28 protein-coding genes are annotated in these 23,707 nt (G+C 35.3%); 24 read left to right on the top strand and 4 right to left on the bottom strand.

Annotation, left to right across the window (positions count from 1 at the left end; translation table 11 throughout):
* Positions 1-19 precede the first annotated feature (19 nt).
* Positions 20-169, top strand: coding sequence for a YjcZ family sporulation protein (locus G4Z05_RS08645; RefSeq protein ID WP_163251509.1), 150 nt, complete (start codon positions 20-22; stop codon positions 167-169).
* Positions 170-217: 48 nt separating this feature from the next.
* Here the strand turns inward: G4Z05_RS08645 and G4Z05_RS08640 are convergent, their stop codons facing one another.
* Positions 218-1,579: a TrkH family potassium uptake protein gene (locus tag G4Z05_RS08640; protein WP_163251507.1), complete on the bottom strand. Its 1,362-nt coding sequence runs from the start codon at positions 1,577-1,579 to the stop codon at positions 218-220.
* A gap of 178 nt (positions 1,580-1,757) precedes the next feature.
* Here G4Z05_RS08640 and G4Z05_RS08635 point away from each other — a divergent pair, with 178 nt between their 5' ends.
* From G4Z05_RS08635 to G4Z05_RS08575, 13 genes are all read left to right on the top strand, one after another.
* The gene (locus G4Z05_RS08635) at positions 1,758-3,119 is read left to right on the top strand and encodes an aspartate aminotransferase family protein (protein WP_163251505.1); all 1,362 of its coding nucleotides are present in this window, start codon (positions 1,758-1,760) and stop codon (positions 3,117-3,119) included.
* Positions 3,116-3,808, top strand: coding sequence for a CoA transferase subunit A (locus tag G4Z05_RS08630; protein WP_163251503.1), 693 nt, complete (start codon positions 3,116-3,118; stop codon positions 3,806-3,808). The genes G4Z05_RS08635 and G4Z05_RS08630 overlap by 4 nt, the downstream gene beginning before the upstream one ends.
* Positions 3,793-4,458, top strand: a complete 666-nt coding sequence (locus G4Z05_RS08625; RefSeq protein WP_163251501.1) for a 3-oxoacid CoA-transferase subunit B — start codon at positions 3,793-3,795, stop codon at positions 4,456-4,458. The genes G4Z05_RS08630 and G4Z05_RS08625 overlap by 16 nt, the downstream gene beginning before the upstream one ends.
* Before the next feature lie 32 nt (positions 4,459-4,490).
* Complete coding sequence (locus G4Z05_RS08620) at positions 4,491-5,759, top strand: peptidase (RefSeq protein WP_163251499.1); 1,269 nt, start codon at positions 4,491-4,493, stop codon at positions 5,757-5,759.
* A gap of 117 nt (positions 5,760-5,876) precedes the next feature.
* On the top strand, positions 5,877-6,731 hold the full coding sequence (gene ablB / locus G4Z05_RS08615; protein ID WP_163251497.1) for a putative beta-lysine N-acetyltransferase: 855 nt from the start codon (positions 5,877-5,879) through the stop codon (positions 6,729-6,731).
* 62 nt (positions 6,732-6,793) lie between these two features.
* Entirely contained in the window at positions 6,794-8,194 is a 1,401-nt protein-coding gene (locus G4Z05_RS08610) for a sigma-54 interaction domain-containing protein (RefSeq protein ID WP_163251495.1), read from the top strand.
* A gap of 368 nt (positions 8,195-8,562) precedes the next feature.
* Positions 8,563-10,002: a lysine 2,3-aminomutase gene (gene kamA, locus G4Z05_RS08605; protein ID WP_163251493.1), complete on the top strand. Its 1,440-nt coding sequence runs from the start codon at positions 8,563-8,565 to the stop codon at positions 10,000-10,002.
* Positions 10,003-10,014: 12 nt separating this feature from the next.
* Positions 10,015-10,296, top strand: coding sequence for a YokU family protein (locus G4Z05_RS08600; RefSeq protein WP_163251491.1), 282 nt, complete (start codon positions 10,015-10,017; stop codon positions 10,294-10,296).
* 109 nt (positions 10,297-10,405) lie between these two features.
* The gene (locus G4Z05_RS08595; protein ID WP_163251489.1) at positions 10,406-10,630 is read left to right on the top strand and encodes a YozE family protein; all 225 of its coding nucleotides are present in this window, start codon (positions 10,406-10,408) and stop codon (positions 10,628-10,630) included.
* Between the two features lie 129 nt (positions 10,631-10,759).
* Positions 10,760-11,455, top strand: a complete 696-nt coding sequence (locus G4Z05_RS08590) for a hypothetical protein (RefSeq protein WP_163251488.1) — start codon at positions 10,760-10,762, stop codon at positions 11,453-11,455.
* A 332-nt stretch (positions 11,456-11,787) separates the two neighbouring features.
* Entirely contained in the window at positions 11,788-11,961 is a 174-nt protein-coding gene (locus tag G4Z05_RS08585) for a YozD family protein (protein ID WP_163251486.1), read from the top strand.
* A 382-nt stretch (positions 11,962-12,343) separates the two neighbouring features.
* A complete protein-coding gene (locus tag G4Z05_RS08580; RefSeq protein ID WP_163251484.1) occupies positions 12,344-13,114 on the top strand; it encodes a sporulation protein in 771 nt (256 codons plus the stop codon).
* A gap of 195 nt (positions 13,115-13,309) precedes the next feature.
* Positions 13,310-13,618, top strand: coding sequence for a YodL domain-containing protein (locus G4Z05_RS08575; protein WP_163251482.1), 309 nt, complete (start codon positions 13,310-13,312; stop codon positions 13,616-13,618).
* Positions 13,619-13,656: 38 nt separating this feature from the next.
* Here G4Z05_RS08575 and G4Z05_RS16620 read toward each other — a convergent pair whose 3' ends face one another.
* Entirely contained in the window at positions 13,657-13,785 is a 129-nt protein-coding gene (locus G4Z05_RS16620; RefSeq protein ID WP_268926760.1) for a hypothetical protein, read from the bottom strand.
* 176 nt (positions 13,786-13,961) lie between these two features.
* On the opposite strand from G4Z05_RS16620, the gene deoD reads away from it, so the two are divergent.
* From deoD to G4Z05_RS08560, 3 genes are all read left to right on the top strand, one after another.
* Complete coding sequence (deoD, locus tag G4Z05_RS08570) at positions 13,962-14,666, top strand: purine-nucleoside phosphorylase (protein WP_163251480.1); 705 nt, start codon at positions 13,962-13,964, stop codon at positions 14,664-14,666.
* A 179-nt stretch (positions 14,667-14,845) separates the two neighbouring features.
* Positions 14,846-16,309 (top strand): lmo1851 family serine protease, encoded by a 1,464-nt coding sequence (locus tag G4Z05_RS08565; RefSeq protein WP_163251624.1) that lies wholly within the window; start codon positions 14,846-14,848, stop codon positions 16,307-16,309.
* A 385-nt stretch (positions 16,310-16,694) separates the two neighbouring features.
* Positions 16,695-17,525 carry a hypothetical protein gene (locus tag G4Z05_RS08560; protein ID WP_163251478.1) on the top strand — a complete coding sequence of 277 codons (831 nt, stop codon included), beginning with the start codon at positions 16,695-16,697 and terminating at the stop codon, positions 17,523-17,525.
* Positions 17,526-17,587: 62 nt separating this feature from the next.
* Here G4Z05_RS08560 and G4Z05_RS08555 read toward each other — a convergent pair whose 3' ends face one another.
* A complete protein-coding gene (locus G4Z05_RS08555; RefSeq protein ID WP_038535651.1) occupies positions 17,588-17,833 on the bottom strand; it encodes a hypothetical protein in 246 nt (81 codons plus the stop codon).
* 107 nt (positions 17,834-17,940) lie between these two features.
* Between G4Z05_RS08555 and G4Z05_RS08550 the strand changes: the two genes are divergently transcribed.
* Entirely contained in the window at positions 17,941-18,210 is a 270-nt protein-coding gene (locus tag G4Z05_RS08550) for a hypothetical protein (protein ID WP_327989771.1), read from the top strand.
* The gene (locus tag G4Z05_RS08545; protein WP_163251475.1) at positions 18,211-18,693 is read left to right on the top strand and encodes a FixH family protein; all 483 of its coding nucleotides are present in this window, start codon (positions 18,211-18,213) and stop codon (positions 18,691-18,693) included.
* Between the two features lie 33 nt (positions 18,694-18,726).
* On the opposite strand, the gene G4Z05_RS08540 is transcribed toward G4Z05_RS08545, so the two are convergent.
* Positions 18,727-19,200 (bottom strand): Hsp20/alpha crystallin family protein, encoded by a 474-nt coding sequence (locus G4Z05_RS08540; RefSeq protein WP_163251473.1) that lies wholly within the window; start codon positions 19,198-19,200, stop codon positions 18,727-18,729.
* 201 nt (positions 19,201-19,401) lie between these two features.
* Here G4Z05_RS08540 and G4Z05_RS08535 point away from each other — a divergent pair, with 201 nt between their 5' ends.
* From G4Z05_RS08535 to G4Z05_RS08515, 5 genes are all read left to right on the top strand, one after another.
* Positions 19,402-20,184, top strand: a complete 783-nt coding sequence (locus G4Z05_RS08535) for an SDR family oxidoreductase (RefSeq protein ID WP_163251471.1) — start codon at positions 19,402-19,404, stop codon at positions 20,182-20,184.
* Positions 20,185-20,307: 123 nt separating this feature from the next.
* On the top strand, positions 20,308-20,466 hold the full coding sequence (locus G4Z05_RS08530) for a hypothetical protein (RefSeq protein WP_163251469.1): 159 nt from the start codon (positions 20,308-20,310) through the stop codon (positions 20,464-20,466).
* 523 nt (positions 20,467-20,989) lie between these two features.
* Positions 20,990-21,832 carry a sialate O-acetylesterase gene (locus G4Z05_RS08525; protein ID WP_163251468.1) on the top strand — a complete coding sequence of 281 codons (843 nt, stop codon included), beginning with the start codon at positions 20,990-20,992 and terminating at the stop codon, positions 21,830-21,832.
* The gene (locus G4Z05_RS08520) at positions 21,829-22,368 is read left to right on the top strand and encodes a PadR family transcriptional regulator (protein ID WP_163251466.1); all 540 of its coding nucleotides are present in this window, start codon (positions 21,829-21,831) and stop codon (positions 22,366-22,368) included. The genes G4Z05_RS08525 and G4Z05_RS08520 overlap by 4 nt, the downstream gene beginning before the upstream one ends.
* A 562-nt stretch (positions 22,369-22,930) precedes the next feature.
* Entirely contained in the window at positions 22,931-23,707 is a 777-nt protein-coding gene (locus G4Z05_RS08515) for a hypothetical protein (protein ID WP_163251464.1), read from the top strand.

Genomic DNA, 23,707 nt, shown 5'->3' with positions numbered 1-23,707 from the left:
TGAGGAGTGATATGTAATTATGCATTATGGATATGGATATGACGGAGGCTGCGGATATCCTGCTTATGGGTATGGCTATGGATATGGCTTCGGTTATGGTGGATTTGCGTTAATTGTTGTCTTATTCATTTTATTAATTATCATTGGTGCAGTGGTAGTAAAATATTAATGAATGAAAGAAGAGGGTGTTCCTTTGGAACACCCTCTTTCAAATTTCTTATCCAATAATGACTTTTTCCTTTGGGTAATGGAAGGTTTCTTTTCTTCCTTTCCCTCTTAGCATTAAGAGACAGGTAACTATTCCAACCCGACCAATAAACATTAAAATAATAATCAAAAATTTTCCAAAAGTTGTTAGTTCGGGGGTTAATCCCATAGATAATCCATTCGTACCAAATGCCGAATTGACTTCAAAAATAATTTCTAAAATGGTCCCTTTTTCTGTGACGGACAAAATGATAATCGATATTAAACATAAAATGGAACCGGTCATTATTACAACAAAAGACTTTAAGACATCCTCTGCTTTTAGTTCCCTCTTGAACACTTTTATGGTCCCTTTTCCCTGAGCATAAAAGATGATTGCCAAGACAACGATGGCAAATGTTGTCGTACGGATCCCACCACTAGCACTACTTGGAGAACCACCTATGAACATTAAAATGGAAATAAAGAGTTGGTTACTTGGTGTGAATTCATTCAAATCGGTCGTTGTTAGGCCGGCACTTTTCGTTGTAACTGAATGGAAAAAGGAATAAAAAAACGCTTCATGCCAATTTTTATCAGCAAAAAAATGATTTATATCTAAAAGATAAATGAATATGCCGCCTAATACAGTAAGTATAACAAAGGTTAGTGTTGTTAACTTTGTAAACAGGCTAAAATGAAATTTTTTCTTGTTTTTTAAGGTGATTAAGAATTCATAAACCTCAATAATGACTGGGAAACCAATGGCTCCAATGATAACTAGGAAAATCACTATGATTTGAACAAAGTAATCATTTTTAAAAGGAATTAATGACTCACCCGTAATATCAAAACCTGCATTTGTTGTGGCACTAATAGAAGCAAAAAAGCCGTGCTTCATCGCTGTTAAGGCATTATCATAATAATTTAAAAAATGAACCCCTAAAATAATTCCCCCTATGAATTCAATTGTAACAATGATAATAAAGATTCGCTTGGCTAGCTGAACCAACCCAGATAAATTGGATTGATTATGGTCAATCATAATTAGTTGTCTTTCTTTTAAGCCGACTTTTTTCCCAAGCATTACCCAAAGAAATGTACTTAAGGACATAACTCCAAGGCCGCCTAATTGAAGTATGAGACATAATAAGAAGATCCCAAAATTACTAAAAGTATCTTTCACAGAAATGACACTTAAACCTGTTACACTTATCGCGCTTGCTGCTGTAAACATGGCATCAATAAAGCTTAAATGTACATTTGGGCGATGGGCAAAGGGTATCATTAATAAAAGTGTAGATATGATTAATGCTGATAAATAAAAGATCACTATTAATTGGAACGTGGATATTTCTCTTGATTTTGATTGAATTTGTTTAATTGCACTCATCTATTTCATTCCTTCTTTATTCTCTTTGATATTCTATAATAACCCAAATAAAAAGTAAAAGATTGGATTGATAGAAGAAAGAAACGAAAAAATCCATCATACAATTTTATAAGGGACCATCTTATTGGTGTACAACCTATTGTACCTTTGTATTTTTATAAAGGATGTGGTATTCGAAGTGAAACGTTCCCATTTAATCAAACCAATACTCGACCAGGTGTACCCTGTAATTGACTATGGAAAAGGGGTCTATTTATTTGATAAAGAAGGGAAGAAATATTTGGATGGTGCTTCTGGCGCAGTAACAGCCAATATCGGACATGGGGTCCCGGAAATTATTGAGGCAATGAATGAACAGGCCAAAAAAATATCTTTTGTGTATCGCTCTCAGTTTACCAGTGAAGCAGCTGAGCAGTTAGCTAAGAAAATAGCTGCCCTGTTACCTGGTCAGCTTAATTGGTGTTTTTTCGTAAATAGTGGTTCCGAAGCGACTGAGACGGCTATGAAAATGGCTATTCAGTATTGGCAGGAAAAAGGAATCCACACAAAAACGAAAGTGTTATCCCGATGGGTCAGTTATCATGGAATTACAATGGGAGCGCTTTCGATGTCAGGGCATACGAGTAGAAGAGCAAGGTTTGTTCCTCTCCTTGAGGATTTTCCTGTTATTCATCCTCCTTATTGTTATCGCTGCCCTTATAATCTTGAAGCACCATCTTGTAGTTTCCTATGCGCAAAGGAACTTGAAACCGTTATTCAGCGAATTGGTCCAGAACACATCGCTGCTTTTATCGCTGAACCAATTATTGGAGCAGCTGGAGGAGCAATTTCTCCACCTGAAGGTTATTTTCAAATTATCCGACAAATATGTGATAAATATGAAATCCTCTTTATTGCCGATGAAGTCATGACAGGGTCAGGACGAACAGGAAGAATGCTTGCTTGTGAACATTGGGGAGTACTACCTGACATTGTTACTTTAGGAAAAGGATTGGGGGCAGGATATGCTCCGATTGCGGTTGCTGTTGCCTCGGATAAGGTAATGGAGCCAATACTCAATGGTTCGAAATCGATTATGAGTGGACATACTCTTAGTGCAAATCCACAGTCTTGTGCCATCTCACTAGCTGTACTTGAATATCTTGAAAAACATAAGATTATGAGACAGGTAGAAGAGAAGGGAAATTATTTAAAACAACAATTAGAAGAAATGAAAGATTCCTATTCGTTTATTGGTGATGTTCGAGGTAAGGGGTTATTGTTAGGTATTGAATTTGTGGAAGATCAGCATACTAAAAAACCTTTTCCACGAAAAGCATTTGTTACTCAAAGAATGGTGGAACTGGCTAAGGAGATTGGTCTCATCGTATATCCATCTGGTTCAGGTATTGATGGTGTAAATGGTGATTCCATTATTATTTCGCCACCATTAACCATTAATGAGCAGGAATTAATGGAGTTGATCCAATTAATAAGAGATACATTTTCAGCCTTTTCAAAGTCTATGAACCTATCAGGAAAGGCTGGTGACTATGAATGAATAACCAATTTGGCAAAATCACAACATTGGAGAGGGTATTGGAATACTTCCATGATGGCATGACCATCATGTTTGGCGGGTTTGGAGGAGTAGGCTCCCCACCTACCCTCATTGAAGGAATCTTAAAAAAAGGAATTCGGAACTTGACACTCATTGGGAATGACACTGGGTTCCCTCATATTGGGATAGGAAAATTAGTTAGTCAAGAACGAGCGGCAAAGGTGATTGCTTCACATATTGGTTCTAATCCGTTTGCGGGTAAGTTTATGCAAGAAGGAAAGCTGGAGGTAGAGTTTTCACCCCAGGGGATATTGATGGAGAGGATCCGGGCCGGCGGGGTTGGAATCCCTGCAATACTTTCAGATATTGGGGTAGATAATGAAATTGTTGCGAAAAACAAACCGGTATATACATTAAATGGAAAGAAATATTTGGTGGAAGCGGCCCTGACTGCAGAAGTATCGATTGTCTATGCAAAAAAGGCGGATGAATATGGAAACTTAATTTATGATAAAAGTGCTCGAAATACAAATCCTCTTGTAGCAATGGCAGGAGATATTACCATTGCAGAAGTTGGGGAAATTGTTCCACTTGGAAGATTGAATCCAGAAGAAATTGTCACCCCAGGGGTTTTCGTTGATCACGTGATACCGTCAAAGGGGGGCGACTGGAAATGGGCATGGGAGTAGAAATACGAAACAAACTCGCACGTAGGGCTGCAGAAGAAATAAGGAATGGCATGGTTGTTAATCTTGGAATTGGTATTCCATCGCTTGTCCCCAATTTTCTTTCCGAAGATATCAATGTCATGTTCCATGCAGAGAATGGTATCACAGGGATGGGACCAAGCCCGCAAAAAGGGGAAGAAGATGAAAATCTTTGTAATGCTGGAGGCTTCCCAGTCACATTAAAACCAGGAGGATCCTATTGTGATAGTTCCATAGCTTTTGGAATGATCCGTAGGGGACGAGTAGATATGACGATATTAGGTTCCCTTCAAGTTAGTGAAAAAGGAGACCTTGCCAACTGGATCGTGCCAGGAAAAAGGGTTCCAGGAATGGGCGGTGCAATGGAGCTGGCTCAAAAAGCAAAGAAAGTGATTGTCGTCATGAATCATTGTGATAAACAGGGAAACCCAAAGATTGTTAAACAATGTACGTTTCCATTAACATCATCAGCTTGTGTGGACATGATTGTAACGGAACTTGCTGTTTTCCAAGTTACGGAACACAACTTGGTTATGACAGAAATATTTCCCCCTTACAATATTGAAAACATAGTTAAAAACACGGGCTGTGATTTTAAAATAAGCGATAATTTGAGGTATATCCCATATTAATCGATGTATTTATCCAAAAGGAGGGATGCAATGTGAAAAATCATGAAATAAGAATTAGAAAATGGTTGAAAGAGAATAGGATAAAAGGTGCAAGGCTGTTACAAAGATTGGTTCAAGAAAACAGTACACGTGGAAATGAAAGTAGTGCTCAAGCTGTAATAATAGAAAAGTGCCGCCAATTAGGGATGAAACTGGATATTTGGGAAATTGGTGGAGATGGGTTGAGAAATCACCCTGCTTTTTGCTGTGACCGGAAAGATTTTGAAGGTAATCCCAATCTAGTTGCCGTACTAAAAGGGACCGGGGGAGGAAAGTCGATGATCCTCAATGGTCATATTGATGTAGTTCCGGTAGGGGACAGGAATAGATGGGAACATGATCCATTCAGTGGACATATTGAATCCGGAAGACTCTACGGCAGAGGTGCGACAGATATGAAGGGCGGTACGGTAGCACTCCTTATGGCTATAGAGTCCATTATAGAAACGGGGACAAAATTAAAGGGAGATATCATCTTTCAAAGCGTTATTGAAGAAGAAAGTGGAGGAGCCGGTACATTGGCTGCAGTACTTAAAGGTTATCGAGCTGATGGAGCAATCATACCAGAACCAACAAATATGAAAATTTTCCCAAAACAACAAGGCTCTATGTGGTTTAGAATAACTGTAAAAGGTAAGGCAGCTCATGGAGGAACAAGGTACGAAGGTGTTAATGCCATTGAAAAATCAGTAAAAGTTATTCAGAGATTACAACAGTTAGAGAAAGATAGAAATGCCAAAATAACAGATTCCTTATATGAAAATATCCCGATTCCCATTCCCATTAATATTGGAAAAATTACGAGCGGAGAGTGGCCTTCCTCAGTGCCTGATACTGCAGTGATTGAAGGGAGGATGGGGGTTGCACCGCAGGAAACCATTCAAGAGGCTCAACATCAAATGCACGCATGTCTGGAAGAATTGAATGAACAAGATGAGTGGTTTAAACAACACCCGATAAAAATTGAATGGTTTGGCGCTATGTGGCTACCAGGTAATTTAGAAAGTGATCATCCTTTAATTGAAGAACTGTCTAGAAGCTTTAAATCAGTGAAAGGAGATGAACCTATTATTGAAGCGAGTCCGTGGGGAACAGATGGGGGGATTCTTTCTAATATTGGAGGAACGCCAGTCGTTGTGTTTGGACCAGGAATCACGGAATTAGCCCACGATGCGAATGAACATATTATTTTAGAAGAAATGTTTGCTGCCAGTGAAATTATTGCATTAACACTATTAAAATGGTGCGGGGTTAACGATTAGTTCTTTTCATGATAGACTAAGAGGTAAATTGGAAATTAATTGATGTCCGGCTGATTGATAGCCGGACATTATACTAGTATGGTTCAGAGGATGTTCCATCAGAGCAAGGGGGAAATTATGAGTCAATTAGCTTTTACGTTAAGAATTAATGAAGATCATTATTATTTGGAGGTTTATATTGATCCATTTAACAAAAGAATTCGAGTTGATGATTATCGAGGGAATCTCAATCAAGTTCTTTCCAAAGCAGAGGATCTTGTCAAACAAAATCAAGCGGAAAAATTGATTATTAAAGGAAGAAAAGAAGATACTATTGGGTTTTTTGAATGGGGGCTTCAGCCGGAGGCAATGGTTGACCATTATTTTCTCGGATCTGATGCTTATTTTTATTCAAAGTATTATTCGGCAGATCGCAAGAAAAATGATCATTGGATTACGGAAGACGGAATTATCAAGAGCATCTATCAGTTAAATAAAACAGAAACAAAGACGTTACCACCTAAAGAATACGAATTAATAAGGTTGGATGAATCTCATGCTTCCATGCTTTCTGGCCTTTATCGCCAGGTATTCCAAATTTATCCGACTCCATTGAATGATCCGGATTATATTATTAAGACGATGAAGGATGGGACAATCTATTATGCCTATTTTCATCAAGGGGAAATTGTAAGCGCTGCTTCAGCAGAAATCAATGATTTTTACAAAAATGCAGAGTTGACAGATTGTGCGACACTACCAGAGCATAGAAAATATGGCCTCATGAAAATGATTCTAAAAGAACTTGAGGGTGAGCTGAAGAGAAGAGGAATATTTTGTGCCTATTCCATTGCTAGATCGCTTTCCTTTGGGATGAATGCTGTTCTTTATCAGCTTGGCTATGCATATCGGGGCAGATTGATGAATAATGTTTATATTTATGACAAGCTTGAAAACATGAATATGTGGGTGAAAAATCTATCAAGTTGCTAAAAAGTTGGCAGTTAATGACAAATTTTTGGCACTATTGAAAAAAAGCAAGGGCAGGTGAAAATTTGGATCCATTAACCTCGTTGACCAGGGAAGTTCTTGCTGCCATTTTAAAAAGTATTGATGAAGGAATCCATGTAGTTAATACAGAAGGAAAAACGATTTTTTATAATGAAGTGGCAGCGAGGCACGATGGTATGGAAATAAATGAAGTACTCGGCAAACATCTGCTCGAGGCATTTCCTTCACTAACAGAGGAATCAAGCACATTGTTAAGGGTAATAAAAACAGCAAAGCCAATCTATAATCAGACACAAGTTTATGACAATTTGCACGGCAGAAGAATTGATACCATTAATACGACTTTGCCCATTCTCGTAGACGGTGAAATAATTGGCGCTGTTGAAATTGCGAAAGACTACTCTCGAATGAAGCTGTTATCTGAAAGACTGTTGGATTTGCAAAAAGGCTTAAACAAAGGGAGAAAGAAGAAAGCAACAAAAAAAGTTAAATATACGTTTGATGACTTGAAAACGACAAGTACCGCCTTTAAAAGAATGAAAGATGAAGCGATCAAACTATCAAAATCGGATTCTCCTATTCTTGTCTATGGAGAAAGTGGAACGGGAAAAGAATTATTTGTACAAGGTATACATTATGAATCACTCCGTTCAAATGGACCATTTATTGCCCAAAACTGTGCAGCTATTCCTGAAACGCTTCTTGAAAGTATTTTATTTGGTACGGCAAAAGGAAGCTATACTGGGGCGGTAGAACGAAAAGGTTTGTTTGAACTGGCAGATGGGGGAACACTTTTCTTAGATGAGCTTCATACGATGCCAATTGAACTACAGGCTAAACTTTTGAGAGTTTTAGAGGATGGGATGATTAGAAGGGTTGGGAGCTCCGAAAATATTTCGGTTGATGTCCGTATCATTGCTGCTGTAAATATCCATCCCAATCTGGCCCTCCAAGAACAGCGTCTTCGATCTGATCTTTATTATCGTCTAAATGTATTCACTTTTTCCCTACCCCCATTAAGGGAAAGGAAAGAAGACATTTTGTTTTTGGCGGAATTTTTTATTCATGATTATAACAAAAGGCTAAACAAGAAGATAAAAGGCTTAACCAAAGACTTGAAGGTACTTTTCTTAGAATATCATTGGCCAGGCAATGTCCGTGAATTAAAACATACGATTGAATATATGGTAAATATTTGTGAAGGTGATTTACTAAGTACCGATGATTTGCCAATTATGTTAAAACACCTTTTAGGAAATAATCAAAAACAAAGAAATAAGGTTGAAACTCTGTCATTAAGGAAAAACTTAGAAGAACTAGAAAAGAGGTTAATCTCAATTGCGATGGAGAGAAGTCAAGGAAATGTCAAGCAAGCTGCTGAACTATTAGAGATCCCGAGACAGACTTTACAATATAAATTAAAAAAACAGAAAAAAGTGCCGTAATTTCGGCACTTTTTTATTTTGAAGTTTATGTTCAAATTGGTCAAATAACATGTACAGGTGAAATAGTGGTGTTTGGCCTTTTTGCCCTCATTTAGCATTTAGTCAACGTCAAATTAACTCTGATTTATCGAGTTTCTCTGATTTTAGTTGATAGAATCTCGAGCGTATAAGCAATGTACAACCAAAGTGGTCGATTGGGAGGGGGGTTTAGACTTTGCAGACCATGGCATCTTCGCCTTGCTTTTACCAAGTTGATTCATTGGTGTTTGGATCAAAAGGCAAGAAGAATCCTTGAAACTGCAATTCACAGGCAATTGGCATGAATCTTGCATATTATCTTAATAAAGCCAGATAGGGAGGAATGAAATATGAAATCGTTTGTTTATAAACCGAAAAGGCATTGGAAAGATATTGAATTATGGAAAGATGTAACAGAAGAACAGTGGAATGACTGGCTTTGGCAATTAACGAATACCATTCGTACATTGGATGACTTAAAAAAGGTGATTAACCTTACTCCAGATGAAGAAGAAGGGGTAAGAATTTCTACAAAAACCATCCCCTTAAATATAACACCCTATTATGCTTCTTTAATGAATCCTGATGATCCACGATGTCCGATAAGAATGCAATCTGTTCCAATCTCAAAAGAATTGAACAAAACGAAATACGATTTGGAAGACCCTTTATATGAAGATGAAGATTCTCCTGTACCAGGATTAACTCATCGATATCCGGACCGAGTACTTTTCCTTGTCACGAATCAGTGTTCTATGTACTGCCGATATTGCACACGAAGACGTTTTTCCGGACAAATCGGTATGGGTGTACCGAAAAAACAACTCGATGCTGCTATTTCTTATATTAGGCAAACCCCTCAAGTAAGAGATGTATTGATTTCAGGTGGGGATGGTCTTTTAATTAATGACAATATTCTCGAATATATTTTAAAGAATTTGCGTGAAATCGATCATGTGGAAATCATCCGTATAGGTACAAGGGCACCGGTTGTGTTTCCGCAGCGAATTACTGAAAATCTTTGCAATATATTAAAAAAATATCATCCAATTTGGTTAAATACTCATTTCAATACATCCATTGAAATTACGGAAGAATCGAAAAGAGCATGTGAAATGCTAGCCAATGCAGGTGTGCCGGTTGGAAACCAGTCTGTTATTCTTGCAGGTATTAATGACAGTGTTCCTATTATGAAAAAACTGATGCATGACCTAGTAAAAATTCGAGTTCGGCCATATTACATTTATCAGTGCGACCTTTCAGAAGGAATCGGTCACTTCAGGGCACCTGTTTCAAAAGGGCTGGAAATTATTGAAGCATTGCGTGGTCATACAAGCGGTTATGCGGTACCAACTTTTGTCGTCGATGCACCAGGCGGGGGTGGAAAAATTGCACTTCAACCAAATTATTTAATTTCCCAAAGTCCAGAGAAGGTTGTTCTAAGAAACTTTGAAGGTGTAATTACTTCTTATCCTGAACCAGAAAATTACATTCCTGGAAGGGCAGAAGAGTATTTTAAAGAAATCTATCCGGATATGGATGAGAAAAAATCATTAAACGGAATTGCCGGCATCATGAATGATCAGCACTTTAATCTTATTCCAGAGGGCTTGTCACGCCTCAATCGACGTGTTGCTTATAGTCAAGATCCAAATCATGCTACATTAAAAGATAAACGTGTGAAACGGGATGAATTAAAAGAAAAGAAATATCAGGCTTTAATGCAAAAAGAAAAAAAGGGAGATGCCAATTCCGACATCGGAATAGAGCCTGAGTCAAAAAATGCTTAAGGAGGGGGAATCATGCTTTGTGATTGGTGTGGAAATACAAATGCAAAAAACCATTCATGTTCCGTTTATTGGGAACTTCCAGATGGCACAAGGGCTATTGAAATAACGGAAACACCATCTATATCATGTCCGGACTGTTCGATGGTTTATCAAAAGGAAGAATTGGTAAAGGAAATTGAGGATCAACTCTTCTTAATTGATTGCAAAAGCATTGAGAAGGTCATCTCTTTTCAGGAATTAATGAACAAACCAAGGTTATTGAAACGAAACTATTTCGATTTTTCTACAGACTAAGGAGATGAGAAGGAGAATCATACACTCATAAGGCTAGACGTCACTTTTACAATTCGCTATAGTATGATTAAGAATGCAAAAAAGTGATAATGAAGAAAGGCGACAAAAGATGAGTAAATCCTTTTATCATTTCCTGATGAAATATCGGCACCCAGCTCCAAACGATCCAATAAGCAAATTTGCTAATCATGCCTATTTAGACCATGATTTTCCTAAACATTCAACTGATTATCATGAGCTCACATCATATCTAGAGTTAAATGGATATTACTTAGAGTCTATGTCTGTTTTTGATGATGCTTGGAATCAATATGTACTTGTACAAAAAGATTAATTGATGAAATGGAATCGTCTTCATTTTGGAGGCGATTTTTTCATTTTATGTATGCCATGCGCTTTTAAAAAATATCTCGCATATACTATTGTAATCATACTTACGACTATTTTAAAAGGGGGGGAGGAAATGGCAAAAAGGAAAAAACCAAAGTATCAAATTGGAGATACAGTCGTGATTACTATTTACGGGACAGTAGGCAGAATTACCGATGTCAAATGGCTGGACGGAGATTATTTATATGAAGTAAATAAGAGCCATGGGCTTTTTATTGAATCAGCACTACAGCTTTTTTCAGAGTATGATGGGAAAATAATGGAACAGGAACATATTGACATCGAATATAAATTCTTTATCGGTGATTTGGTTCAAGTAAGCGGTTATGGTGCAGACTTATTTAAGGTGATTGGTTTTCGGACAGAAATTTGGCGATATAAAGAAGATGCTTGGGAAGATGTAATATATGAATTGTCAAGAATTAATGATGGTCAATGGCTGGAAGTAGGAGAAGAAGAGATGACACTTGTAGCAGATGCGGAGAGTGCCGAAACGTTTATACAGAAACTAGGTCTTCTATACTTAGTGGATCAAGAAAAATCTACGAAAACCCCCGCGTTACAAAATATGGTAAGAAAAGCAGAGTATGAGGAGATTAATCGAAAAAAAGAAAAAAATGAACTAATTGATCATCTATTAGATATTTATAACGATTACCGAATTCTTTATGAATTATTTTCAGATCCGGAATATTATCATGTCATGCGTGTAGTATTGAAAAAATTAAAAAGTCTGGTCAGTAACGATGGAAAAAACAGCCATGTTTAGCTACCATCTGCATATTTCTATCAGCAAATAAAGTAGGAAAGGAATCCCAGACCATTTGATAAGGAGAAACATATTGTCTAGAATTTTCTCAATGATTCGGAGAAAGTTGCTATTTTCTTGATTGACGTCCATAATAAATGCCTCGAAATCCCATTTTAAAATTTTCATAAGATCACCTCAAAATTTTTTATTATATCCTATGCTTGTCCATGGGAAACATAACTAAAAAATGGGGGCAACCGAAACATTTTTCCATTTCGTTCGTTGGTTTCTAAGAATGTAGCATGAAACAGCCAATGAACTCATACATTCTGTAAAAAGGGGGCGATAACTTGAAAGAAATGGAAGTATTTATTGATACGGAAGAAATTGCTGAATTTTTCTTTCATGAGCTTGTTAAAAGGGGATACGTTCCTAGCGAAGAAGAATTAGACGAAATCGCTGATATTACGTTTGAATATTTAATTGAAAAAAATATTATAGATGAAGAAATGCAAAATGAATAAGGAAGGAAATCCATCTTTTTTGGTTAGAAAGGACTAGAAAGTCGAGCAGCACATGCTCGCTTTTTTATTAGATAAAAAAATATATACCATAATTGAGAAATGCCTTGCGCCAAGGTCCTAGTTTCGAATCGCCTTTTTAATCTTTGGTGTTTTCTGTGTATAATCGAAGCGGTTTTTAATTTGTTTTAAAAAATTGAAATTTGTAATAGAAAACGAAACTTAATAGTTGATACATTCGTATAAATGATAGGAAAGAAAAATAGGTTTTATTAAAGTAAACCAATCATATTATAAGAAGGTTGCAGACTGTCTGTACTTATGCTAATTGCTTCTGAGAAAGAACATAGGTAGAAAAATTTTATTAAAAAATCGGAGGAAAAATATGTCATTTTTTAACAAGGTATTTGCTAGTATAGGGATCGGATCAGCAACAGTTGATACAAAGATGGAAAAAGATACGTATATGCCTGGTGAGACAGTAAAAGGTGTTGTTGAAATAAAAGGTGGTAAGGTAGAACAGAAGGTAGATGAAATTTATCTCACCTTAAATAGCACCTATTTAAAAGAATCTGATGATAAAAAATATACAGTTACTGCAGTTATCGAACGTATTAAACTCATAACACCATTTACAATAGGTGTAAATCAACGCAAAGAAATTCCGTTCTCGTTCCAACTTCCATATGATACTCCACTTTCAATTGGCAGAACAAAAGTATGGGTGTCAACTGGTCTGGATATTAAAGGAGGAGTCGATCCTAGCGACAAGGACTTCTTAAAGATTGTTCCAAATCCTTTAATGGCAGCAGTATTTAATGCTGTAGAAAACCTGGGTTTTAGGATTAGAGAAGCTGATTGTGAAGAAGCACCTAGAAGATTCCGTGGTCGCCTACCATTTGTTCAAGAATTTGAGTTTGTTCCTTTTTCTGGACCATTTCGTGGCCGTTTAGATGAGTTAGAAGTGGTATTTTTCCCATCGGGGAACGGCAGCTTAGACATTATGCTTCAGGTAGACCGACGTGCGAGAGGTTTAGCTGGGCTATTTTCAGAAGCATTAGGTACAGATGAAACATATGTTCGATTTAATGTTTCAAATGCTGATATTCCATCTATTCAAAAGCAAATTGAAAATATAATAGAGCGTTATTCTTAAAAGGGCTTCGTTTGAAGTAATTATAAAGTAAGGAAAAACCCGAACTATCTTGTAAACTCTAATTTTGAGTTTTACAAAAGTTCGGGTTTTTTATTGAATATTTTGATTTTTCGACAAAATAAACAAAAATTCTGCGAAGGATTCGACAAAATGAATATCTAATATTTGACTTAATCGAAAAATGGGAGGGGTACGATGATCAAATTGTTAACAAGACGAAGTAGTATACCATATGATGTGACGATCTTTCAAACTCCGAAATTTCGTGAAAGAAAAGGACACAAACAAGTATATCGAACAATAATCGAGGCTAATAGCCGAGAAAATTGCTTAGAGGAAATCTTTAGTCAATTTAATGTAACGGATCGAATTCCTGCAGATTATAAAGGCAGATTTTTGTCTACATGGGATATTATATTAATTGATGAAGGAAGAGGGGGGCAATATTATTATCAACTTCAACCCGGAGGTTGGTTTCCAATCAATCGAATTTTACTGCTTTAATCAAAACAAGAAAAAACCTAAGGATATCCTTAGGTTTTCTAATGCTTTCTACCGCCAGCGGCACTATCTTCCTTGGCATGGGCATTATGTTCTGCAATAATGGCTTCTGGAGGAACATGATTATTTTTTTTCTTACCTTGTATTCGATTGCGATGTTTTTTACCCATCTCAAATCCCCCTGTTTCATACTTCTTTTGACAACAATAGTGTCTACATTTAGTCTCCCACAAATGAGAGAATTCATGCCATATTCATTTTTTGTTTTTCCTTATAAAACGTTTATGATATAGTGTTTTTGGTATAGATTAAAATTGTACTATGAAATTTTGGAGGATTGAATGATATGAGTATACATATTGGTGCGAAAGAAAATGAGATAGCTGAAACAGTACTCCTTCCTGGGGATCCACTTCGAGCAAAATACATTGCTGAAAACTTTTTAGAGGGAGCCACTTGCTATAACGAAGTACGTAATATGTTTGGTTTTACCGGTACATATAAAGGGAAGAGAATTTCTGTCCAAGGAACGGGTATGGGCGTCCCATCCATTTCTATTTATGTGAATGAGCTAATTCAAAGTTACAATGTACAAAATTTAATTCGAGTAGGTACATGTGGAGCCATTCAAAAAGATGTTAAGGTTCGTGATGTCATATTAGCCATGACTAGTTCCACTGATTCCAACATCAATCGTTTAACTTTTGGACATGTGGATTATGCCCCAGCTGCTAACTTTCAGTTATTAAAAAATGCTTATGATGTAGGTATTGAAAAAGGACTAAATCTGAAAGTGGGCAGTGTCTTTACGGCTGATTCATTTTATAATGATAATGCTGAATTAGAAAAATGGGCAAAGTATCAAATTTTAGCAATTGAAATGGAAACTTCTGCCCTTTATACATTGGCAGCAAAATTTAATCGCAAAGCATTGTCTATTTTAACAGTAAGTGACCATATTTTAACTGGTGAAGAAACAACAGCAGAAGAAAGACAATTAACATTTAATGATATGATTGAGGTAGCTTTGGAAGCTGCCATTAAAGATTAAAGGGGGCAAACCTCTTCCAATTGGAAGAGGTTTTAACATATTCTTTGTTAATTTAATGAAAAAGATGTTATCCTTAAATCTAGGGGCATTTTTTTCTAAAATAAAATAAATATGCTTCTGCTGTTAAGCAAATGTATTTTTGGTGAATGAAAGTGGTGAAGGCTTTGGAAGAAGAGAAAATGGAACGAGAAAAGCAAGAACAAGAACAAACTGCTGAAAACAAATCTGGCTATATTCGATTAAAAAAATTTCATTTTATTATGTTGTTGTTTTTTATTGTCTTTATTTCAGCTGGTATAACAACAGTAGCCCTTTCATTTGGAGAAGAAAAGGTAGTTACAGTAAGTAATGACAGGGAAGAGTTTACGAAATTATATAAGGCATTTGATACGTTAAAGAATGGATATTATAAAAAAATAAACGAACAAGAGCTGATTAATGGTGCCATAAATGGTATGGTAGAATCTCTTGATGACCCATATTCTGATTATATGACGAAAGATGAGGCGGAAAGTTTTCATAGTACGATTTCCTCTTCATTTGAAGGAATTGGTGCTGAAATTCAAGAGAAAGATGGACATATTATGATCGTTTCTCCAATAAAAAATTCTCCTGCTGAAAAGGCTGGACTTAAACCGAACGATATTATCCTATCCGTGGATGGAAAGAGCCTTCAGGGAGTTACATCTACAAAAGCCGTAACAATGATTCGCGGAAAAAAAGGTACAAAGGTAGAGCTTTCTATACAACGTCCAGGTTCTGATGCTCCTATAACTGTACCTATTATTCGTGATGAGATTCCAATTGAAACGGTTTATGGGGAAATGGTAGACGATCGAATCGCAAAAGTTCAAATTACGAGCTTTTCAACAAATACGACGAAAGAACTTACTGACAAATTAAATGAATTGAAAAGTAAAGGAATGCAAGGGTTAGTATTGGATTTGAGACAAAATCCTGGTGGGTTGTTAGACCAAGCAATTAATATTTCCAGCATGTTTGTTCCAAAAGGTAAAATTATTGTGAAAGAGCAAGATCGCAATGGTAAGGTAAAAGAAATTGCTTCACAAAATGATGGAAATCCTGGATTTCCTTTAGTTGTTTTAATCGATAAAGGTAGTGCCAGTGCCTCAGAAATTCTTGCAGCTGCTGTAAAAGAATCAGCAGGTGTACCACTAGTAGGGGAAAAATCATTTGGAAAAGGAACTGTACAAACAGCAGCAGATTTCTCCGATGGTTCTAATATTAAGTATACGATTGCTAAATGGTTAACACCAAACGGTAATTGGATTCATAAAAAAGGGATTAAACCTGATATGGAAGTAGCACTTCCTGAATATGCTAACCTTCCAATTATCAACCCAGAAAAAGAGCTTACATTGTCAACTTCATCTACTGAGGTTCAAACTGCACAAAAAATGTTAAAGGCCCTCGGTTACGATCCTGGAAGGGAAGATGGATTTTTCGATGAAAAAACAAAAAAAGCAGTGATGAGTTTTCAAACAGCTAATCAGCTTACCGCTGACGGCATTTTAAAGGGCGAAACAACATTGAAATTAATGGAGAAAATAAGAGAACTTATCAACAACAATGATACTCAGCTGAATAAGGCCATTGAAGTCTTAAAAGAAAAAATGAAATAGTTAATAAAAGCTGTCTCATAAGCAGATTCATACATGCTTTAGAGATAGCTTTTTTATTAAGTATGAATGAATATTTCCCACTTTGACGTTGCTTAAAACGATTTACTGTGGTGACTCGCTTTACTTAAGAGCGGTTCCTATTTAAATGCCTTTACTTTTCATGGCCCTCTTTTTGCTTAAAGAATAGTACATCTATGGCACAAGTCTTACATGAATAAAGCAATTGCTAATGAGAAGAGCCATACACTGCCAACTAAATTTGTTTTACTTTTCTAATTCCATATTTTCCATTTATTTTCCTTGCAGTTTCCTTCATTGTTTGAATGATGAATGGTTCTAAAGGCAACTCTTTTAAATGTAGCTCTTTACATGGAAGGGGAATTTCATGAAAAGGACAGTCATTCTATTTGTGAATTTAATACTATATATTTTTTTATTTGGCAGTGGTGTTCAGGCATCATCTAGCTATGATAAAACAGGAGAAATGCTTGATTGGAAGAAGGTTGACAAACTTTTTCCTAAATATTCAACATTTACAGTTGTAGATATAGAAACAGGGAAAAGGTTTAAAGTACAAAGGAGAGCTGGGAGCCGTCATGCAGATGTTCAGCCTATGACAATAAAAGATACAAAAATAATGAAGCAAATATATGGTGGTAAATGGAGCTGGAGACGGAGGGCAATAATTGTATTAGGTAAGAATAAAAAAATTGCCGCTTCGATGCACGGTATGCCTCATGGTCGGGGGTCATTAAAAAATAACTTTCCTGGGCATTTTTGTATCCATTTTTCCGGGAGTAAGACTCACCTGACGAATAACATGGATCTATCACATAAATTAATGGTCTTAAAAGCTGCAGGTAAATTAGAGCAATACTTAGATAAAGCCACACCTAATGATGTGATCGATGCTTATATCGCTGGGATGAAACAACAAGATCCAGCTATTATTTCAAGGGTATCTCTACAAAAAATGTCTTGGAAACCTATTTTTAATAAAGTTGAAAACGTCAATATTAGAAATATGAAATTAATGTCTCCCGAAGACCAAAAAAACGAAATAAATTTAAAGGTACCGGTAGAAATAGAGTGGTATTTAAAAGATAGTGGAAGGGAACTGTTTAAAGGAGAAATTCATTTAGTACGTTTTACACCATTAGATTCATGGAAAGTTGATTCTCAAGATTTTTTGAAAGAAAATACTCTTTTAAATTAATGTGAAAAACACCTTTATTTAACGGTTGACCGTTATAAAGGTGTTTTTTATTTGAAATTACATTATAATGGCTGTTCACCAAATTTGATAAATGTCCTTTCATCTTCAATTAACCCGCAAGCTGCACATTGAATGCGATATTCCGGACCAGTATAGGGCTGATGAAAAGGTTCTAATTCATTTTCATTATATTCCTTGATAATTTCCCCTGTTTGGGGATTAAGTTTTACAGAATGAGATACCTGTTGAATTAAATTAAATCGGCTACGATTTGTTTTACAGTTTGGACATCTATAAGGGGTAGCCATAACTTTCTCCTTTCATTACAATTTTATTATTATTTTTGCAATATTGTCATGAAATATGTAAACTTGCAGTGAGGCTATTAGAAAGGAATGTATGTAGTTTGGAAAATGTGAATTTTGATGAATTGTTACAGGAATACCGATCTATATGGAATAACCGTAAATTAAATGCTGAGGGTAATACGAGTAAGGAAATACTTATGGAGGCAATTAAAAGGGAATTGCTTGATGAAAACACTCATCCAAGAGTTAGAAAAGGAATTTATGAAAAATATTTTACAGCGAGTAAAAGAATTATCCAGTCGGTCCTTTCGCAAGAGACGAAACTTTTGTTATTAGACCTTCATTTAAAAGTACTTAAGGATATAAATAAGGAGTGAATGGCAGTGAGAAAAATTAGTTTTATGATTACTGTCCTATTATTAATTCTAACGGCTACTGCATGCAATAAGCAGGCTGACCATCCCAACAATCCTCCAGAAATGATTGAAGTAGATTTAAGCGTTAACCCTAAAAAGGCAAAACCAAATGAACCTGTAGTTTTTGAAGCAAAGGTTACACAAGGAAAAGAAGTGGTAACGGATGCGGATGAGGTTGTTTTTGAAATTTGGAGAGCAAAGGACGAAAAACATACGAAAATTGAAGTAAAACATGTAGAAAATGGTATTTATAGGTTAGAAAAAACCTTTTCGCAAGAAGGAACCTATTATATCATTTCCCATGTAACAGCAAGAGATATGCATAATATGCCAAAAAAAGAATTTGTTGTTGGTAAGCCAAGCGAGCCTGAAATCAACAATGAAAAAGAATCAATGGATGAAATGAATATGGAGGAACATGATCCATCAACTGAAGGTCATTAATGAAGTGAAAAAGACAGCAGTAATAGCTGTCTTTTACCATTTTTCCGTAACGTCAATTTCGGTGTATTGCATATCAATATTTTTGGGGATTTTAATCTCAAGGATTCCATCTTTATGATTGGCTTCGCCTCCTTTTTTTTTGACAATAGCAGGTAGGGTAATGGTATGTTTCTCTCCATATTCGGGAAAATGTTCAATAATCAGTTGATTGGATGTGTGATACAGACGGAGTTTTTTTAATGCGTCGTGGTTATTTATCGGGATCCTTATATACACATGATCATGAGTTTCATAAGTAGAAGCATTTATTCGATTTGCAGAGGAATGTGAATGGGAATCCGAAGGCTGGAATTGCTGAAAAACATCATTAGGATTCATCATTCCTTGCATATTTGGCATCATTTTTTCAAGGAGATCTTGAACATATTTTTCAATCTCTTCTGGTTTCATTTTTTGCAATGTGTCGCGGAGATTTTTATTAAAAGGAAACATATTCCAAGGAAACATCTTTTTTTCATCCTTTCAGCATCCTGTAATTCTTATGCCTACTTTCATTCATATCTATTTTATGCTTTCTTTGACCCATTCGTTATCGTTCCATTATTTATCCAGATTTTTAGCTAGCTTAAGGATAAAATTATTTGCAATACTAATTGAAAATTTTTAACATATAATTAAGGTTAAATAATGTTTAGAGAGGGAATTTTTGTGAAGAATAGAACGGCTTTGATTACAGGAGGAGCTTCCGGAATTGGTAAAAAGACGGCAATTTTACTTGCTGAAAAGGGTTGTCAGGTAATTATTAATTATCGTAATAGTGAAGCGGAAGCAATTTCTTTAGCAAAGCATCTTGAACATTGCTATGGAACTAAATGCCTGGCTGTCCAAGGGGATGTAGCTTTAGAAGAGGATTGTATTCGTATTGTAAATAAATCAATGTCTGTATTTAAAACTATTGATATTTTAATACATAATGCAGGTCCATATATACATGAAAGAAAAAAAATGACAGAGTATTCTTCTGATGAATGGAATTATTTAATTCATGGTAATTTAAGTGCCGCATTCCACTTATCTAAACAAGTTATACCTATAATGAGAAAGCAAAAATGGGGGAGAATTATTACCTTAGGATATGATCGGGTGGAAACATCCCCTGGATGGATTTTTCGGTCTGCTTTTGCGGCGGCAAAAACGGGACTCGCATCCTTGACTAGGACTATTGCACTTGAAGAAGCTGAAAATGGTATTACAGCAAACATGATCTGCCCTGGTGATATTACAAATGATTGGAAAGAGAAAAGTATTCAAGATGCTTTAGTAGCTGAAAAATATACAACTAATACGGGTACTGGTAGACAAGGAACCGGTGAAGATATCGCGAGAGTAATCTCTTTTTTAGTTGAAGAAAAATCTGATTTCATTACAGGTAGTATTATTCCTGTGACAGGGGGGATTGATGTTTTAGGAAAGGCATTAAAACATCATTGAAAAAGGGATATGAGTATTTTTTAGATATAAATTGATAATTTTTTGAACAATTAGATTTCATGTATATGAATTGCTCCTTTTGAAGATACTAGCAAATAATTATTAATGAAAGGAGCAAAGGTAATGAGTTTTAACCTCAATAGAATTAATCCTAACCAAACCCAAGTATTTTTTCATGATGGTCGCTTTGAAACCTTAACTAACGAAGAACTTGAAGACTTTTTGCTCCAAATGGGCCTTAGTGATATACAAGAATCTCTCGAACAAAAAGCAACGGAATAAATTTTGCTAGATGAACATGGTGAAAGTTCCCAATTAGCGGAGCATGCTCCAACCAAAAGTGTTCTTTTTCGGGTAAGAATTATACAATGAGATAAAGAAGTACTTAGTGTCGATCGATGTTAATAGCAAAAATGGAGAACAAAAAATTTTTTACAAGGGAGTCTTGCTCAACGATACTAGAAAATTGAAAATAGACTTGCTTATAAAGGCTGACCCAAAAGGTTCTAAAAAATACCTTATCAGGGGTCAGCTTTTCTTTTTAAAAGTATTTATAAGTTAACACTGGCTATAAAAAATACATTCAAAATCATAATCTCTATTAAATTGAAGGACGATAAAACCCATAAAGAATAACTTTTTATGGGGGTTGCTAGGGGGGTTGTTTATAAGAAAAAATCGAATTGTAATCTTAACGTGGTAAATCCGAAAAAATCTGACAGAAATTAAGTTGACAATAGTCTAATTAGACTATATACTTTTAAAGTCTAATTAGACTAATAGGATATAAAGGAATGAAAATGATATGATAAAATCTTTTTTAATGTTAGGACAGTCGAATATGGCAGGTCGTGGATTCTTACATGAGGTAGAACCTATTTATAATGAAAAAATAAAAATGCTTCGTAATGGACAGTGGCAAATGATGACAGAGCCGATTAATTATGATCGACCTGTTGCTGGTGTAAGTCTAGCAGCATCATTTGCAGAGGCATGGTCGAAAGCCCACCCAGATGAAGAAATTGGTTTAATTCCTTGTGCGGAAGGCGGCAGTTCTTTAGATGATTGGCATCCAGAAGGGACTCTATTCCAGCATGCTTTGTCAGAAGCACGCTTTGCTCTTAAAACGAGTGAAATTAGTGGCATACTTTGGCATCAAGGTGAAAGTGATAGTCATAATTCTTTACATGAAACGTATTATGAGAAGTTATTATTTATCATTGAAACTTTACGTAAAGAATTAAATCTTCAAAATATCCCATTAATTATCGGTGGACTTGGTGATTTTCTAGGAAAAAAAGGTTTCGGAAAGGATTTAACTGAATTTCAAAAAATTAACGAAGAATTACGTCGCTTTGCTTATGAACAGGATAATTGTTACTTTGTAACTGCCGAAGGACTTTCAGCCAATCCAGATGGCATTCATTTAAACGCCGTTTCCCAACGAAAATTTGGTTATCGTTACTTCGAAGCGTATTCGAAAAAGTGTCATATTTTAAAGCCTATTCCAAATGAAAATGAATCACTAAAAGTTAACACCAATTATTCGAAAACAGAACTTATTTATATTAGTATGTTGAATTTAGCTTTAGGTAAAATCACATATGATGAATTTGAATCACAAATGTCAAAGGTGATGCAGCTTTGATTCCCTTACTTATTCTTGGCTTACTGATACAAAATCCTGGCGCTCATGGATACGAACTTTTAAATTTGATGGAGAAACGACATTATAAATATATTGTTAACTTTACTAAAGGATCATTTTATTACAATTTACAACAACTCGAAAAAAAGGGCTTAATTGAACAAATTCAACAAATGAGTTCCATTAATAATCGCGAAGTTAACACTTATAAAATCACATCTCTAGGACTTGAAGAATTTGATAAATTAATGACCAAATATGGAACTAAGTCTGAATATGTAAATTTACAATTCTATGGGGCATTACTATTTGCAAATGAAATCGATAAAAATAAAATATTAGAATTGATTCAATCACAAATTGAACAAACTGAAGCCAAGATTGCTCTTCTCGATCAGTACCTAGCTAACAGTGAAGAATTACCTGGTAAAATTGATTATTTCCGTCGCATGAACGAAAATTCTCGTTCCCACCATTTAGTAAACTTAAATTGGTTTAAAAAATTGAAGGCGGATATAGAAAACGCTGTTGAATAAGTAAAAATAAAAATCACCTATCCATTCTACTTAGTAAAATAGATAGGTGATTTTTTTTGTTAATTACATACTTCACTATATCGATCATTGTTGAATAAAGAAAAGGCACTAAATAGAAAAATGCTATTAAACTTATGGCCGATTGTGGAATATGTAAAATAAACACATTCCATTCTTGAATAGGATTTTGAAAAATTACACAGTTTCATTCATCTATAAAAGTTATTGCGTTAATTGAACATAGTGACTAAACAAATCTAAATAAAACGGTTTTCTTTTAATTTGACTATTCATTTATATACTCTATTGCTTGGCAGTGAGGTGCGCGTATCTCCACAAGTTTTCCCTTTCTACACCACGGACAGAAAAGTAATGAAAAAGAAATCGATAGACAAGGATAAGAAATAAAAGACTATTCTAGTAAATGTCCTTATCAGAATCCACTTTTTTCTATGTCGAATGAACCGTGTGGATTATATTACATGTTAAATTTAATCCCCTATCATTTTTTTACTCCTATCTAAATAAACTACTATAAGAGGATTTGATAAGGAGTTTTTTTATGAAAATATGTGACTATTATCGTGATATAGCTTCGATCCGGTTAAATGAAAGTATTGTAGCACTAGTTCCACCAACGATAATTATTGGTGGGAATCTATCATTTTTTAAAAATCATGAAATCATGCTATTCACTCTCCCGTTTTTCTTTTATAGTTTTATTAGTTTTCATCTCTATCTTCTCCGAATAAAGCAGTCGTTTATCATCCGTAGAAAGATGGAAAAGACTGAACGGAATCCGTGTAATGCTTCATTATTTCAAAGCTCGTCCCTTTTGGTTATGTTCCTAGATGTAGGAACCTCACAACTTCAATTTTATTTTCCCAATGGTCATATGGCAGGAATGATACAAAAGAAACGTAGAATGGGTTTTCCCTTCTTGGGGGCCCCTAATGAATATACCTTTACGAACCAAACAGGAAAGATTATTGGTTTTTATAAGGTTAATCGAAATAATAGAATAAAAATAGAAGTATATGATCGTGAATATAACTTTATAGGAAGTTATGAGAAAAAAAGAAAAAGTTCAGAAATCCTAGATGCTGAGGGGAGATTTGTAGGAAAACTCATAAGTTCAAATGCATTTATGGATGAGCGGATTATTAATAGAGATAATGAACAGTCAGTTCGCTTGAGGAGAGGATGGATGCCTTTACATTGGAGCGAGTTTTTTCCTGAAGCAAATACTCCAGTTCTCTCGTTTTCAGAAAACCTCTCAAAACAGGAAAAGCTTCTTCAAATGTCATTTTTAATTAATGAATTCTTTGTTGAAAGATAA

This window comes from Neobacillus thermocopriae (assembly GCF_010975035.1).
Lineage (GTDB): Bacteria > Bacillota > Bacilli > Bacillales > Cytobacillaceae > Neobacillus > Neobacillus thermocopriae.
The sequence above is the reverse complement of the archived record's forward strand: the minus strand, read 5'-3'. Positions and strand labels throughout refer to the sequence as shown.